This is a genomic window from Delftia sp. WY8, assembly GCF_018437695.1.
Lineage (GTDB): Bacteria > Pseudomonadota > Gammaproteobacteria > Burkholderiales > Burkholderiaceae_C > Comamonas > Comamonas tsuruhatensis.
Map to the genome: position 1 here is coordinate 188,142 of NZ_CP049795.1, position 15,429 is coordinate 203,570.

The 15,429-nt window shown below is 67.4% G+C and carries 13 protein-coding genes; 8 read left to right on the plus strand and 5 right to left on the minus strand.

Annotated features, from left to right (window positions below; all coding sequences use genetic code 11):
• The first annotated feature begins 51 nt into the window (after window positions 1-51).
• From G4D77_RS00815 to G4D77_RS00845, 7 genes are all read left to right on the plus strand, one after another.
• Entirely contained in the window at window positions 52-1,062 is a 1,011-nt protein-coding gene (locus tag G4D77_RS00815) for a tripartite tricarboxylate transporter substrate binding protein (RefSeq protein WP_213757844.1), read from the plus strand.
• 94 nt (window positions 1,063-1,156) lie between these two features.
• Window positions 1,157-3,229: an ABC-F family ATP-binding cassette domain-containing protein gene (locus G4D77_RS00820; protein ID WP_016445936.1), complete on the plus strand. Its 2,073-nt coding sequence runs from the start codon at window positions 1,157-1,159 to the stop codon at window positions 3,227-3,229.
• Window positions 3,230-3,487: 258 nt separating this feature from the next.
• On the plus strand, window positions 3,488-4,417 hold the full coding sequence (locus G4D77_RS00825; protein ID WP_227740754.1) for a MurR/RpiR family transcriptional regulator: 930 nt from the start codon (window positions 3,488-3,490) through the stop codon (window positions 4,415-4,417).
• Entirely contained in the window at window positions 4,414-5,451 is a 1,038-nt protein-coding gene (locus tag G4D77_RS00830) for an amino acid ABC transporter substrate-binding protein (RefSeq protein WP_154834385.1), read from the plus strand. Before G4D77_RS00825 ends, G4D77_RS00830 begins: the two co-directional genes overlap by 4 nt.
• A 56-nt stretch (window positions 5,452-5,507) precedes the next feature.
• Window positions 5,508-6,521 carry an amino acid ABC transporter permease gene (locus tag G4D77_RS00835; protein WP_227740755.1) on the plus strand — a complete coding sequence of 338 codons (1,014 nt, stop codon included), beginning with the start codon at window positions 5,508-5,510 and terminating at the stop codon, window positions 6,519-6,521.
• A 17-nt stretch (window positions 6,522-6,538) separates the two neighbouring features.
• The gene (locus G4D77_RS00840) at window positions 6,539-7,621 is read left to right on the plus strand and encodes an amino acid ABC transporter permease (protein WP_046238316.1); all 1,083 of its coding nucleotides are present in this window, start codon (window positions 6,539-6,541) and stop codon (window positions 7,619-7,621) included.
• Complete coding sequence (locus tag G4D77_RS00845; RefSeq protein ID WP_154834387.1) at window positions 7,618-8,592, plus strand: isoaspartyl peptidase/L-asparaginase family protein; 975 nt, start codon at window positions 7,618-7,620, stop codon at window positions 8,590-8,592. The genes G4D77_RS00840 and G4D77_RS00845 overlap by 4 nt, the downstream gene beginning before the upstream one ends.
• 712 nt (window positions 8,593-9,304) lie before the next feature.
• Here the strand turns inward: G4D77_RS00845 and phbB are convergent.
• From phbB to G4D77_RS00860, 3 genes are all read right to left on the minus strand, one after another.
• On the minus strand, window positions 9,305-10,042 hold the full coding sequence (gene phbB, locus G4D77_RS00850; RefSeq protein WP_154834388.1) for an acetoacetyl-CoA reductase: 738 nt from the start codon (window positions 10,040-10,042) through the stop codon (window positions 9,305-9,307).
• 212 nt (window positions 10,043-10,254) lie between these two features.
• Window positions 10,255-11,436, minus strand: a complete 1,182-nt coding sequence (locus G4D77_RS00855; protein WP_016445928.1) for an acetyl-CoA C-acetyltransferase — start codon at window positions 11,434-11,436, stop codon at window positions 10,255-10,257.
• Window positions 11,437-11,559: 123 nt separating this feature from the next.
• Window positions 11,560-13,449, minus strand: a complete 1,890-nt coding sequence (locus G4D77_RS00860) for a PHA/PHB synthase family protein (protein WP_154834389.1) — start codon at window positions 13,447-13,449, stop codon at window positions 11,560-11,562.
• 144 nt (window positions 13,450-13,593) lie between these two features.
• On the opposite strand from G4D77_RS00860, the gene G4D77_RS00865 reads away from it, so the two are divergent.
• Window positions 13,594-13,938 carry a hypothetical protein gene (locus G4D77_RS00865; protein ID WP_074922300.1) on the plus strand — a complete coding sequence of 115 codons (345 nt, stop codon included), beginning with the start codon at window positions 13,594-13,596 and terminating at the stop codon, window positions 13,936-13,938.
• On the opposite strand, the gene G4D77_RS00870 is transcribed toward G4D77_RS00865, so the two are convergent.
• Window positions 13,858-14,751, minus strand: coding sequence for a purine nucleoside phosphorylase YfiH/LACC1 family protein (locus G4D77_RS00870; protein ID WP_154834390.1), 894 nt, complete (start codon window positions 14,749-14,751; stop codon window positions 13,858-13,860). The two genes, G4D77_RS00865 and G4D77_RS00870, sit on opposite strands and share 81 nt — an antisense overlap.
• Window positions 14,748-15,413 (minus strand): maleylacetoacetate isomerase, encoded by a 666-nt coding sequence (gene maiA / locus G4D77_RS00875; RefSeq protein ID WP_016445924.1) that lies wholly within the window; start codon window positions 15,411-15,413, stop codon window positions 14,748-14,750. The genes G4D77_RS00870 and maiA overlap by 4 nt, the downstream gene beginning before the upstream one ends.
• Window positions 15,414-15,429 lie beyond the last annotated feature (16 nt).

Below are 15,429 nucleotides of genomic sequence, written 5' to 3' on the forward strand. Positions count from 1 at the left end.
CCCAGCACTCCCCCAGCAAACAGAAAAGACAAAAGACCAGGAGACAAAGCCATGCCACACATCACCAGCAGCGGCCAGGACCGCCGCCAATTCCTGCGGGCTGCAGGCGCCGCATCGCTTGCGGCAGGCCTGCCCTGGGCCGCCACAGCTTCCGCGCACGACAGCGTCTGGCCCACGCGCCCCATCAAATGGGTGGTGCCCTACCTGGCCGGCACCAGCCCCGACACGGCCGCGCGCATCGTGGCCGAGGCGCTGTCGGCCCAGCTGGGCCAGCCCGTGGTGATAGACAACCGCGCCGGCGCGGGCGGCAACATCGGCGCCCGCCAGGTGGCCAAGGCGCCGGCGGACGGCTACACCCTGCTGTACTCGGGCTCGCCCATGGCCGCCGCCATGCGCATGTACAAAAGCCCGGGCTACGACGTGTTCAAGGACTTCCGCCATGTGCTGGGCATGTCGCGCTCGGACATCCTGGTCGTCGTGCATGCCGACTCGGGGATGCGCACGCTGGATGACCTGGCCGCCCGCGCCAAGGCCAGGCCGGGCGCGCTGGACTATGCATCGGGCGGCGTGGGCACGCCATCGCACCCGGGCGTGGAAATGCTGGCCTCCAGCATGGGCCTGCAGGTCAACCATGTGCCCTACAAGGGCGCGTCCGAGCTGGTCAATGCCGTGCTGGGCCAGCAGGTGGCCTTCGGCGCCCCGCTGTTTTCCGTGGCCTATTCCCAGGTGCTGGCGGGCAGGCTGGTGCCGCTGGCCATTGCCGGCCCCCAGCGCAACGCCAAGCTGCCCCAGGTGCAGACCCTGGCCGAGCTGGGCGTGCCCGACGTCAACCTCACGTCCTGGGGCGGTGTGTCCGTGCCGGCCGCCACGCCCGAGGCCATCGTCCAGCGGCTGCGCACGGCGCTGGAGGAGGTGCTCAGGCAGCCCAAGGTCATCGCCTTGCTGGAGCAGGAAGGCGGCAAGGTCGCCATCACCAGCGCCGAAGCCTATGCCAAGGGCTTCGAGCGCGAGATCCAGTTCACCCAGTCCATGATGCAGCGCGTGGGCATACAGCCGATCTAGGGACTGGTACCAGGGCTTTGCACCGTGGCCGGGCACGGGCATGGCGGGCGGCAATCCTGCCCTGGCGCAATCGCTGGGATAATCCTGCCCATTCATGATCAGCCTTCGCAACATTACCCTGCGCCGCGGCACCCGCGTGCTGCTGGACAGCACCTCCGTCTCCATCAACCCCGGTGAAAAAGTCGGCCTTGTCGGACGCAATGGCGCCGGCAAGTCCAGCCTGTTCGCCCTGCTCAACGGCAGCCTGGCCGAGGACGGCGGAGAGTTCTCCATCCCCTCGCAATGGCGCCTGGGCCAGGTCGCGCAGAACATGCCCGAGACCTCGGAGACGGCCACCCAGTTCGTGCTGGACGGCGACACCCGCCTGAGCGAGCTCAATGCCCAGCTCGCGGCCGCCGAGGCCAGCGAGGACGGCATGGCCATCGCCCACGCCCACGTGGACCTGGCCGATGCCGGCGCGCACGACGCCGTGCCGCGCGCACAGGCCCTGATCCTGGGCCTGGGCTTCAAGGTCTCCGAGCTGGAGCACCCCGTCAACAGCTTCTCGGGCGGCTGGCGCATGCGCCTGCAGCTGGCGCGCGCGCTGATGTGCCCCTCCGACCTGCTGCTGCTGGACGAGCCCACCAACCACTTGGACCTGGACGCCCTGGTCTGGCTGGAAGCCTGGCTCAAGCGCTACCCCGGCACCCTGGTCGTGATCAGCCATGACCGCGAATTCCTGGACGCCATCACCAACACCACGCTGCACATCGAAAACGCGCAGGTCACGCGCTATGGCGGCAACTACAGCAAGTTCGAGGAACTGCGCGCCCAGCAGATGCTGCTGCAGCAGGCTTCGTTCGAGCGCCAGCAGGAAAAGATCGCCCACCTGCAAAAATTCATCGACCGCTTCAAGGCCAAGGCCTCCAAGGCCAAGCAGGCGCAAAGCCGCGTCAAGCAGATCGAGCGCATGGAAAAGGTCGCGCCCATGCTGGCCAGCGCCGATTTCACCTTCGAGTTCAAGCCGCCGGCCAACCTGCCCAACCCCATGCTGGCCATCACGGACGCCGCATTCGGCTACCTGGACGACGAAGGCCAGGCGACCACCATCCTGCGCGGCGTCAACCGCTCGGTGCTGGCGGGCCAGCGCATCGGCATCCTGGGCGCCAACGGCCAGGGCAAGTCCACCCTGGTCAAGACCATCGCGCGCGAGATGAAGGCCCTGGCCGGCACCGTGACCGAAGGCAAGGGCCTGAACATCGGCTACTTCGCCCAGCAGGAACTGGACGTGCTGCGCCCCGGCGAAAACCCGATGGAGCACATGATCCGCCTGGCACGGGACACCGGCGCCACCGGCCCGCAGGCGCGCGAGCAGGACCTGCGCAGCTACCTGGGTACGTTCAACTTCAGCGGCGACATGGTCAAGCAGGCCGTGGGCAGCATGAGCGGCGGCGAGAAGGCGCGCCTGGTGCTGGCCATGATCGTCTGGCAGCGCCCCAACCTGCTGCTGCTGGACGAGCCCACCAACCACCTGGACCTGGCCACGCGCGAGGCCCTGGCCATGGCCATCAACGACTTCGACGGCACCGTCATGCTGGTCAGCCACGACCGCGCCCTGCTGCGCTCGGTCTGCGAGGACTTCTGGCTGGTCGGCCGTGGCGTGGTCGGCCCCTTCGACGGCGACCTGGACGACTACCAGCGCTACCTGCTGGAAGAATCCCGCCGCCTGCGCGAGGAAGCCCGCAAGGCCGAACAGGCGGCTGCGGCCACCAGCAAGGCGGCAGCGCAGGTGGAGCCCGCAGCAGGTGCAGCAGCTGCAGCACCTGCAGTGCAGGCCCCCGTGGCTGCTGCGCTGGCCCCGGCCCCCGCTGCCCCATCCATGCCGCCGGCCGCCAGTGCCGGAGACCAGCGCGAGCAACGGCGCCTGGCCGCCCTGGCCCGCCAGCAAATGGCCGAGAAGACCCGGCCGTTCAAGAAGGAACTGGAACAGCTGGACAAGCGCCTGCCCCAGCTGCAGGCCGAACGCACGCGGCTGGAGGGCCTGCTGAGCCAGCCCATCTCGCCCGCCGAGATGGCCGAAGCAGGCCGCAGCCTCAAGGCCTGCAACGACGAGATCGACAGCCTGGAGGAACGCTGGCTGGAACTGAGCGAGCAGATCGAGCAGCTGTCGGCCGCGATGTCCGACTGATTCCAGTCGTTCTCGAAAACCAGGCGGTCCCATTGGACCGCCTGCCACAAGCGTCGTCCTGCGTGAAGACGGCGCTCCACTTCGGCCCAGCCCAAGTGCGCCCCTGAGGCCCCGCCCTCCCCCCCACTCCCCTCACGCCCTCGCACTCCCACGTAGCCAGCGGAACGCATGGATCGTTCGGTTCAGGGTTTCCCCTGAATGAAATATTTCATTCCTAAAAAATAATGAATGAAAGAGACCATTCACTTTCATTCATTCATGGAACTCCATCCCCATCCTGCCGTACAGGAACTGCTGCGCGCCAGCGTCGATGGCTCGCCCGCCGTCGCCCGGGTCGGCCGCTGGATGGCCGCGCATCCGGTCCTGGCCGTCACGCTGAGCGCCGAGGAAGTGGCCAATGCCTGCGGAGGCTCCCTGGCTGCCGTCAACCGCTTCGCCAAGCACGCCGGCTACGAAGGCTTTGCCGATCTGCGCCTGCACCTGGGCCGCCAGCTGCAACAGGCCCTGGAGCCCGTGAACAAGCTGCGCGCGGCGCACGAGCCTGCCGCAAGCGCCGTGGGAGCGCAGGCCTTCGAGCACACGCAGCGCAATCTGCAGGCGGCCGCACAGGCCTGCGACCCCGGCCTGCTCGACCAACTGGCCCAGCGCATCTGCCGCGCGCGGCGCGTCCTGTTCATGGGCTTTGGCAGCTCCCACCATGTGGCAGCCTTTGGCGCCGACGCGCTGCAGCCCTATCTGCCGCAGGTGGTGGAAGTGACCTCCGCAGGCGGATCGGAACAGGCGGTACGCCGCATGACAGGGCTGACGGAGCAGGACGTGCTGATCGCGATCTCGCTGCCGCGCTACTCACGCGAAGCGGTGGAGCTGACGGCGCATGCGCGCCAGCGGGGCGCCCTGACCATCGCCATCACCGACGAGGCCACCAGCCCGCTGACCGGCCAGGCCGACTACGTGCTGCTGGCCCCTGCCGCCCACCCTCTGCTGCCATCGTCGGTGCTGGCGGCCATGGCCATGGTCGAAGCGCTGGCCACCCAGGTCATCCGCGCCACGCCCCAGGCCGTGCGCAGCCTGGTCGAACTGTCCGAGTCGGTGCTTCCCTACCTGACACCGGACAGCAGCCCCGCTTCACCTGCGGCGAGCAAGCCGCAACCCCAGGCCCCCCATCCCGCCGCAAAGGACTCCGCATGAATGCCCCTGCCCGTTTCCGCTTTCTTTTCGCCTCGATGGCCGCCGCGGCCACGCTCGCTGCCGCGCCGGCCCACGCAGGCAAGACACTGGATGGCATCAAGCAGCGCGGCGCCGTGGCCTGCGGTGTGCACACGGGGCGCGCAGGCTTTGCGCTGGCCGACGGCAGCGGCAACTGGTCCGGGCTGGACGTGGATTTCTGCCGCGCCGTGGCGGCTGCCACCCTGGGCGACGCCACCAAGGTGAAATTCATCCCCACCAGCGGCCAGACACGCATCACGGCGCTGCAATCCGGCGAGATCGATCTGCTGGCACGCAACACCACCTGGACCTTCACGCGCGACAACGGCCTGGGCCTGATGTGGGCGGGCATCAATTTCCACGACGGCCAGGGCTTCATGGCCAGGAAGAAACCCGGCCTGAACAGCGTCAAGCAGCTCTCTGGCGCCACCATCTGCGTGATCAGCGGATCCACCACGGAAAAGACTCTGTCGGAGTACTTTCGCGCCCACAAGCTCAACTACAAGGCGGTGGTGTTCGACAACCCCGAAGCGGCCCTGCAGGCCTTCAGCAGCGGGCGCTGCCAGGCCTATACCGGCGACCTCGGCGCCCTGGCCGTGCTGCGCGGCAAGGAGCTGGCCAACCCCGATGACTACGTGATCCTGCCCGAAGTCATCTCCAAGGAGCCGGCCGGCCCGGCCGTGCGCCGCGGTGACGACGAATGGTTCGCCGTCGTGCGCTGGACACTCAACGCCATGATCGAGGCCGAGGAACTGGGCATCACCCAGGCCAATGCCGACGAGCTCAAGACCCGCTCCGACAGCATTCAGGTCAAGCGTTTCCTGGGCCAGAGCGACGACCTGGGCAAGCAGCTGGGGCTGGACAAGGAATGGGCGCTGCGCATCGTCAAGGCCGTGGGCAACTATGGCGAGAGCTATGAGCGCAACCTGGGCGCCAGGTCGGGCCTGAACGTGCCGCGCGGCAAGAACGCGCTGTTCACCAAGGGCGGCCTGATGATGTCGCCGCCGATGAACTGACGCGCCGAGGGCACCCTGCCATGAACGCCGCGAACGCTGTAGATGCTGTGAAAGCCGTGAATGCCATCGACACCGGGGCACGGCAGCCACCGGCCCCCACCCGGCCACGCTGGGGCCGGCTGGCCTTGCAGCTCGCCATCGGCTGGCTGCTGATATTGCTGCTGGGCTGGCTGGCGCACAACGCCAGCCGCAACATGGCCGCGCGCGGCATTGCCGGGGGCTTCGGCTTTCTGGAGCAGACAGCCGGCTTTTCCATCTCCGAAGGGCTGCTGCCCTACGAGCCCGGCGACAGCTACCTGCGTGCGGTCGCAGCCGGCGTGGCCAACACGGTTCGCGCCGCCGTGCCCGCGCTCGCGCTGGCCACCGTGCTGGGCCTGCTGCTGGGCGTGGCCGCCGTGGCAAGGCATCCGCTGCTGCGCGGCGCCGTGCGCCTCTATGTCGATGTGGCGCGCAACATCCCGCTGCTGGTGCAGGTGCTGCTGTGGTATTTCGCGCTGACTTCGCTGCTGCCCGATGTGGACCACCCTCTGGCCATCGGCCCCCTGGGCTTTCTGAGCAAGGCGGGGCTGGCCCTGCCCGGCCCGGTGTACGACAGCGCGGCTGGCTGGCACTGGAGTTCTCCGCAACCGGGCATGTTCGGCATCGACGGAGGACTGGCGCTGACGCCTGAATTCCTGGCCCTGGTGGGAGCCCTCGGCCTGTATGCCGCCGCCTATTGCGCGGAGATCGTGCGCGCCGGTCTGCAGGCCGTGCCGCGCGGGCAATGGAACGCTGCCTCGGCCCTGGGCATGCGCCGCGGCCAGCAGCTGCGCCTGGTCGTGCTGCCGCAGGCCCTGCGGGTGATCATTCCCCCCTATACCAACCTGGCGCTCAGCACCATCAAGAACTCCTCGCTGGCCGTGGCCATCGGCTACCCCGACGTGGTGATGGTCGCCAACACCGCCATGAGCCAGACCGGCCAGGCCATCGAATGCGTGACCATCATCGCGGTGGTCTACCTGGCCATCAACCTGCTGACCTCGCTGGCACTGAATGCCTTCAACCAGCGCAGTGCCTTTATCACACGCTAGCCGGGAAAGACCTGCCCATGAGTGCCGTACTCCGCGCACCGGCCCTGCCGGTGGCCCCGCCCCGGGTTCCGCTGGCGCAGCGCCTGCGCGCCAGCCTGTTTCCGGATGCGCTCTCCGGGCTCATCACCGCCACGCTGCTGCTGGCCGCGCTGTGGGCGGGCTGGAAACTGCTGGCCTGGGGCCTGCTCGACGCCGAAACCGCAGCCAACCCCGACACATGCCGCGCTGCGGCCGGCGCCTGCTGGGGCGTGGTGCGCGAGAAATACCGCCTGGTATTCCTGGGCCGCTATCCCGTGGCCGAACAGTGGCGCCCCGTCGCCGCCAGCCTTTGGCTGCTGGGCAGCGTGGGCGTGGCGGCGCTACCGCGCTTCTTCGGCCGCGCCGGCATGGCAATGCTGCTGGCCGGGTTGACCGGCTTTGGCGTGCTGATGGCCGGCGGTGTGGCCGGCCTGGCACCCGTGCCCAGCGATCTGTGGGGCGGCCTGCCGCTGACCCTGTTCCTTGCCGTGATCGCCTGCCTGGCCGGCGTTCCGCTGGGCATCCTGCTGGCGCTGGGCCGGCGCTCCAGCCTGCCCTTGATCCGCATCCTGTGCACGGGCTTCATCGAGGCCGTGCGCGGCGTGCCCCTGATCACACTGCTGTTCTTCGGGGCCTTCGTGCTGCCCATGCTGGTGCCCGCGCAATGGCGGGTGGACCCCATGGTCCGCATCGCCGTCTGCCTGGCGGCCTTCAGCGCAGCCTATCTTGCCGAGGTGTTTCGCGGCGGGCTGCAGGCCGTGCCCCAGGGCCAGGTCATGGCGGCCCAGGCCATGGGCTTCACCAGGGTGCAGGTGTTGCGCCACGTGGTCCTGCCGCAGGCGCTGCGCGTGACCATCGCGCCCACGGTGAGCAACTTCATCGGCGCGGTGAAGGACACCTCCCTGGTGGCGATCGTGAACATCTACGACATCACTGGCTCCCTGAAGATGGCCATGAGCGACCCCCACTGGATTGCGTACTTCGTGGAGATGTACATGGTGGTCTGTGCCGTCTACCTGCTCATCGGCCTGGGCATCGCCCGCTATGGCCGCTTCCTGGAATCGCGCTACGCACTCCAATGAACATGTCCCAGAACTCCCGAAAATTTTCCATTGCCGTACACGGCGGCGCAGGCACCGTCATCCAGGGCCAGGCCGACGAGGCCCCCTACCACGCCGCGCTGGCCCAGGCGCTGGAGGCGGGCGCCGCCCTGCTGCGGCGCGGCGCCAGCGCGCTGGACGCCGTCCAGGCCGCGTGCCAGTCCCTGGAAGACTGCCCGCTGTTCAATGCCGGGCGCGGCTCCGTCTACACGCGCGACGCGCGCCACGAGATGGACGCCGGCCTGATGGACGGCAGCAACCTGCGGGCCGGCGCAGTCGCCTCCGTCAGCCAGGTGCGCAATCCGATTGCGCTGGCGCGGCATGTTCTTGACGATGGCCAGTGCGTGCTCCTGGTCGGCGAAGGGGCGCAGCGGTTTGCCGATGAGCGCGGGCTGGCGCGGATGGATGCAGGCTACTTCGACTCTGCCGAGCGCCTGGCACAGCTGCGCCGGGTGCAGGCGCAATCCGGCCAGACCGCGCTGCTGGACCACGACGCCAGCGGACTGGCGGCGCACCCTGCTCCGCTGAACGAGAACGGCAAGATGGGCACGGTCGGCGCCGTGGCGCGCGATGTGCATGGCAACCTGGCCGCCGCGGCATCCACCGGCGGGCTGACCAACAAGCGCCCCGGGCGCGTGGGCGACACGCCCGTGGTGGGCGCAGGTTTCTACGCCGACAGCACCACCTGCGCCGTGGCGGCCACCGGAACCGGAGAGCATTTCCTGCGCGCAGCCCTCGCGCACGACATCCATGCGCGCATGCGCTACCTGGGGCAAAGCCTGGAACTCGCAGCCGACGCCGCAGTGCGGGGCACGCTGACACACATCGGTGGCCAGGGCGGCGTGGTGGCCGTGGACAGCGACGGACGCGTGCACTGCCCCTTCAACAGCGCCGGCATGTACCGCGGCTACATCGTGGACGACGCGCCTGCCGTGACCCTGATTTTTGCCTGATGGACGTTTTCACCCCGGGTTGACCTGTGCCCACGCATTGCGGGCAACGAGGCGTAACAGCATCGACATTGGCCCGCCACGCCCGTAAGCCTCTGTCAGGAAACGGATTTTTTCTCACCGCGCCAGAAATCTGTCTTCAAACTGACAGATCACCACCTCCGGGCTTGCAATTGCTTGCGTCCTCGGGCAATCCCTGAGTCAACCTGCCGCCACTGCCCCGCGTTGAACACGCAAAGGAGTGACTGCAATGACCGACATCTTTTCCCACACCGCCCTGCAGACCCGCTTTGCAGCCGCTGCGCTGGCCCAAGCTGTCTGGCCATGGGATGACCGTGACCGCAAGCGCGGCCCCCGCAGCGCTTGAAAACCGGGTCACGAAAAAGTTTCGACTTCCTTCGAAAATTTTTTAAAAACCTGTCAACCAGCTGAATCCAGCCCGCGTTAAGAGAGCAATACAGGAGAAGTTTCCATGCAAACGAACGCCATCATGTCCATCTGGCCCGAAGACGAACGCGATCGCAAGCGCTAAGGCGCTGGCTGGCGCACTCGGTGCCCCAGTCTCTGACACCACTGGTCTGACGGCCTTCCGTGCAGACCCCCTCTTCCACAGAACCCGCTTCAGCGGGTTTTGTCATTTCTGGGCCATTTGCCGCGGGGCTGCCCTACAAAAAAGGAGCCCGGAGGCTCCTTTGCAGTGCGAACCCTTGCAGGTTCAATGCATGTGCAGGCCACCGTTGACCGAAAAATCGGCGCCGGTGGAATAGCCGCCTTCCTCCGAAGCCAGCCAGGCGATGATCGATGCGATCTCGCTGGGCTCGCCCAGGCGCTTGACGGGGATGGTGCCCACGATCTTCTCCAGCACGTCGGGACGGATGGCCTTGACCATGTCGGTGCCGATGTAGCCGGGGCTCACGGTGTTCACGGTCACGCCCTTGGTGGCCATCTCCTGCGCCAGCGCCATGGTGAAGCCGTGCATGCCCGCCTTGGCGGCCGAGTAGTTGGTCTGGCCGGCCTGGCCCTTGGCGCCGTTGACCGAGCTGATGTTGATGATGCGGCCCCAGCCCTTTTCCACCATGTCGCCCACGACCTGCTTGGTCACGTTGAACATGGAGTTGAGGTTGGTCTCGATCACGGCCTGCCAGTCTTCGGGCGTCATCTTGATGAACATGCGGTCACGCGTGATGCCGGCGTTGTTGACCAGCACATCGATGTTGCCGTGCTCGGCCTTGGTCTTGCTGAAGGCTTCGACGGTGGAAGCCCAGTCGCCCACATTGCCCACCGATGCATGGAAGGTGAAACCCAGCGCCTTTTGCTCGTCAAGCCACTTCTGGAAGTCGCGCGACGGACCACAACCTGCGATGACCTTGAAGCCTTCCTTGTGCAGACGCTGGCAGATGGCCGTTCCGATGCCTCCCATTCCCCCTGTGACATACGCTACTTTTTGAGCCATTCTTCTCTCCTGTCAATCAATGGTTGCTTCAGATCAATCTATCCATGACAACCGGAACATTGACGCCGGTTATCGCCAAGGGTGCCTGAGCCTCTGGGCCCGGCCCCCTCGCATGGCTAGTATGCAGCGCGTGCGCTGCGCCCCTCTTCGGGCAGGCCCTAGTCAAGCCTAGGATCTACCCTGAAAGCTTGCTAACGTTTTCCCGGAGCCTTTCAGACGCGCTCCACGGTCATGGCCACGCCCATGCCGCCGCCGATGCACAGGCCGGCCAGACCCTTCCTGGCGCCGCTGCGCTGCATCTCGTGCAGCAGGGTCACCAGGATGCGGGCGCCCGATGCGCCGATGGGGTGGCCGATGGCAATGGCGCCGCCGTTGACGTTGACCTTGGCCGGGTCGATGCCCAGCTCCTGGTTCACCGCACAGGCCTGTGCCGCGAAGGCTTCGTTCAGCTCGAACAGGTCCACGTCCTGCGCAGACCAGCCCGCGCGCTGCAGCGCCTTGCGCGAGGCGAACACCGGGCCCAGGCCCATGGTGGCGGGGTCCAGGCCGCTGGTGGCATAGGAGACAATGCGCGCCAGCGGCGTCAGGCCCAGGGCCTTGGCCTTGGAGGCGCTCATCACCACCACGGCGGCGGCGCCGTCGTTCAGGCCCGAAGCATTGCCGGCCGTCACCGAGCCGGCCTTGTCGAAGGCCGGACGCAGGCCTGCCAGCGCCTCGGCGTTGGTCTTGCGGTTGATGTACTCGTCGGCCGCAAAGACCACGGGATCGCCCTTGCGCTGGGGAATGCTGACGGGAACGATCTCATCCACGAACTTGCCGGCGTCCTGCGCGGCCGTGGCCTTTTGCTGGCTGGCCAGGGCCAGGGCGTCCTGCTGCTCGCGGCTGACGCTCTTTTCCTTGGCCACGTTCTCGGCCGTGATGCCCATGTGGTACTGGTTGTAGACGTCCCACAGGCCGTCCACGATCATGGTGTCGGCCATCTTCCACTCGCCCATGCGCTGGCCGTCGCGCGAGCCCGGCAGCACGTGGGGGGACAGGCTCATGTTTTCCTGGCCGCCGGCCACGACGATCTCGCTGTCGCCCGTGGCCACGGCCTGGGCCGCCAGCATCACGGCCTTCAGGCCCGAGCCGCAGACCGCGTTGATGGTCAGGGCCGGGGTTTCCTTGGCGATGCCGGCCTTCATCATGGCCTGGCGTGCAGGGTTCTGGCCTGCGCCAGCGGCCAGCACCTGGCCCATGATGACTTCACCGACCTGGTCGGTGCCGACCTTGGCGCGGCTCAGTGCCTCGCGGATCACGATGGAGCCCAGTTCGGTGGCGGGGATCTTGGCAAGGGTGCCGCCGAACTTGCCAACGGCAGTGCGGACAGCGGAAACGATGACGATGTCTTCCATGATGACGGACCTTTCTTTGGACTCTTGAAGGGATGCCCGGGCGCGCACTGCCGAAGCTGCGGCAGCGGCACCCTGCATTCAAGCCGCAGCGTTATTGCGCTGCAGCATCGAAACGATTGTGCCTCAGGCCTTGGCCAGCACGTAGCGGCCCGGGGCCGGCTCGATGGCCGTGTATTCCCTGCCCTTGCCGTACTGCTTTGGCGCCGCGACCAGCTTGCCGCCGTGCTCGGCCAGCCAGGGGCTCCAGTCGGCCCACCAGCTGCCCGGGTACTCGTCGGCGCCGGCCTGCCACTCCTTGAGCGTGGGCGGCAGCTGGCCGTCCTCGCGCAGCCAGTAGCTGCGCTTTTTCTTGGCCGGCGGATTGATCACGCCCGCGATGTGGCCGGATGCGCCCATGACGAAACGCTTTTCGCCACCCAGCACCTGGGTCGATGCATAGGAGCCGCCCACGGGCACGATGTGGTCCTCGCGCGAGCCGTAGATATAGGCCGGCAGGCGCAGCTGGTGCATGTCGATGCGCTCGCCGCAGACGGTCAGCGCACCGGGCTGGACCAGCTTGTTTTCCAGGTAAAGGTTGCGCAGGTACCAGGCGTAGTACGGGCCGGGCAGGTTGGTGCAGTCGCTGTTCCAGTACAGCAGGTCGAACGGCGGCGGTGTTTCGCCCTTGAGGTAGTTGCCCACCACGTAGTTCCAGACCAGATCGTTGGGACGCAGAAAGCTGAAGGTCGATGCCAGGTCCTGGCCCTTCATGAGGCCGCCCTCGCCCATCTGCATTTCGCGGAAGCGCACCACGGACTCATCGATGAAGACATCGAGGATGCCGGTGTCGCTGAAGTCGATGAAAGTGGTCAGCAGCGTGACGCTGGCCACGGGAAACGGCACGCCGGCCGGCGCCGTGGCGCGGGCTGTGGATGTGCGGGCGGCGCTGCGGCTGCCAGCCGCGCGCTTGGCTGGAGCCGCCTTGGCCGCCGGAGCAGCAGCTGCGCCATGCTCGCGGTCGTGGCGTGCCTGCAGCACGGCCAGCGCGGTGGACAGCATGGTGCCGCCCACGCAAAAGCCCAGCACGTTGATCTGCTCGGCTCCTGCGATCTCGCGTGCCACGCGGATGCCGGTGAGCACGCCGTCTTCGATGTAGTTGTCCCAGGTCTTGTGCGCAAGGCTGTCGTCGGGATTGCGCCAGCTCATCACGAAGGTGCGGTGGCCCTGGCTGACGGCATAGCGGATCAGCGAGTTGTCGGGCTGCAGGTCCAGGATGTAGAACTTGTTGATGCACGGCGGCACCATGAGGAAGGGACGCTCGTGCACCTTGTCCGTCAGCGGCTTGTACTCGATGAGCTGGAACAGCTCGTTCTCGAACACCACGGCGCCTTCGGTGGTGGCAACGTTCTTGCCCACGGTAAACAGGCTCTCGTCGGTCATGGAGACATGGCCCTGGCGCATGTCGGCCAGCAGGTTGGCCACGCCCAGGGCCAGGCTCTCGCCCTGGGTTTCGATGGCCTTCTTCTGCGCCTCTGCATTGAGTGCCAGGAAGTTGCTGGGCGACATGGCCGCCAGCCACTGTTCCACAGCGAAGCGCACGCGGTTGCGGGTCTTCTCGTCGGCCTGCACGGCCTCGGCCAGGCCCATGAGCATGCGGCTGTTGAGCAGATAGGTGGCTGCGGTGGCCGCCGTCAGCGGGTTGTCGGCCCAGGATTGGGTGTTGAAGCGCTTGTCCTTGGCCAGCAGCGCCTGGGCGCCGCCCTGCTCGCACATGGCCTTGGCGCCGTCCAGGTACTGGCGCTGCAGATCCAGCAGCTTTTCGGGGTCCAGCGACAGCGCGTTTTCGGGCAAGGCGCCGGGTTCGGGGACTGCAGCCTTCCAGGCCTGGGCCATGTCCGGCATGCCCGCGCCCTGTGCCCCCGGCATTCCCGGTGATCCCATCTGCTGCAGTATCTGCAGCGTCCGGCTCCATTGCTCGTTCCAGAATTGCTGGATGGGTTGGCCTGGCAGGCCTGCGAGTGGGTCAAAATTCATGCTGCATCCTTGTTCGCGGATGCCGTTCGCAATAGCCTGGGGCTTGCGGGGCATCCGTTTTGATTGTGACCCAGGCGAGCCCCCCGTTGCCCGGCACAGCCCTCCACAAAAACCCGTGCCCGGTGCGCCTTTTTCGAATCGACCATGTATCTCGTTGTTATCGCCTGGTTGTATGTCACGCTGATGATGGCCGTGGCCGAAGCCGCCAGCCCCACGGGCAGCATACTCGGCGCCCTGGTCACTTTCGCACTGTATGGACTGCTGCCGCTGTCCATCGTGATCTACATCATGGGTACGCCCGCGCGCAACCGAAAGCGCCATGCGCGCGAACTGGCCGAGCGCCAGGCCTGGCTGGCGCAGCAGCAGGTCTCGCAGGGCACGGCGGACGCACCGGACGCGCCCGCGCCCTCAGTCCTTCCAGATGCAGGCGGCGAATCGGCCGCTGCTGCCCAGGCGGGCAGCGTCGCGCCGGTGCGAAAAGAACCGTGAGTCGTTGAGCACCGTGCACCATGCGTCGCTGCCGTCATTGCCATGGATGGCAGTGATGCCCAGCGCCGCCAGGCGCTGGCGCGCAAGCCCGGCCAGGCTGGCCAAGTACTTGGGGGTGCCCTCGCCCGCCTGAGGTATGGCGGTCAAATGCGCGGCGGCGGCGGCGTCATGCGCGATGAAGGCAGCGCGCACCTCGGCACCGACCTCAAAGGAACGCGGACCGATGCAAGGGCCCAGCCATGCCAGGGTCTGCGGCGCCACCTGCTCGGGCGCGGTCCGGAGCTGATCGGCAAAGCGCTTGAACAGAGACTCCAGCACACCGCCTGCCAACGGCTGACCCGCATGGCCAGGCGGCATTCCGGCCAGACCGCGCCAGCCCGCATGGGCCGCGCCCACCACGGCGCCGCTGCGATGGGCCAGCAGCACGGGCAGGCAGTCGGCCACCATGATGGTGCAGACCACGCCCGAGGCGCTGGTCACGCAGGCATCGAAGGCCTGGCCCTGCGCGCTGCCTGCATCCAGTGCGATGACATCCACGCCATGCACCTGCTGCAGGAACACCGCGCAGGCATCCGGCGTATCCGCACGCACGATCTCCTGCAGGCGCTGGCGGTTGGCGCGCACGGCCTGCGGGTCGTCGCCCACATGGTCGCCCAGGTTCAGGCTGCCCCAGGGCGCCGTGCTGACACCGCCTTCGCGCGAGGTGCACAGCGCGTGCACGCCGGGCGGCGCGGGCCAGTCGGGCACCAGCCAGGATGCGGGGATGGTGCCGGGGAGGTTGCCGGGGATGGAGTCAGGCCGGGCCGCGCTCATTCCGCGTCGGGGCAGGCCGAGGGATGGGCCTTCTGGAAGGCCGGCAGCGCCTCGCAGCGATCGACGATGGCCGCCAGGCGCGGCAGGCCGTCCAGGCTCACGTTGAAGCGGCGGCCGTTGAAGATCTGCGGCACCAGGCAGCAATCGGCCAGCGTGGGCGTGTCGCCCCAGCAAAACAGCGAAGGCGGCAGGCCGGCGGCCTCGCGCTCGGCGGCCAGCAGGTCCAGCTGGCGCTCGAAGGCCTCCAGGCCCGATCGCACCCAATGCACGTACCAGCCGCTCTTGGCCTCGTCGGAGACACCCAGGTTGCGCACCAGGTACTTGAGCACGCGCAGGTTGTTGAGCGGATGGATCTCGCAGGCCACCATCTGGGCCAGTGCGCGCACATGGGCACGGCCCAGGGCGTCACGCGGCAGCAGCGGTATTTCGGCATGGGTCTCATCGAGATATTCGATGATGGCCATGGACTGGGTCAGCCAGTGGCCGTCCTCGGTCTCCAGCGCCGGCACCAGCGCATCGCCGACATGCTGGGCATAGGCCGGCGCCTTGTGGTCGCCGCGCAGCAGGTGCACGGGTACGGATTCATAGTCCAGGCCCTTGATCTGCAGCGCAATGCGCACGCGGTAGGAGGCCGACGAGCGGAAGTAGGTGTGGAGCTTCATAGACTGCAAAGCATAC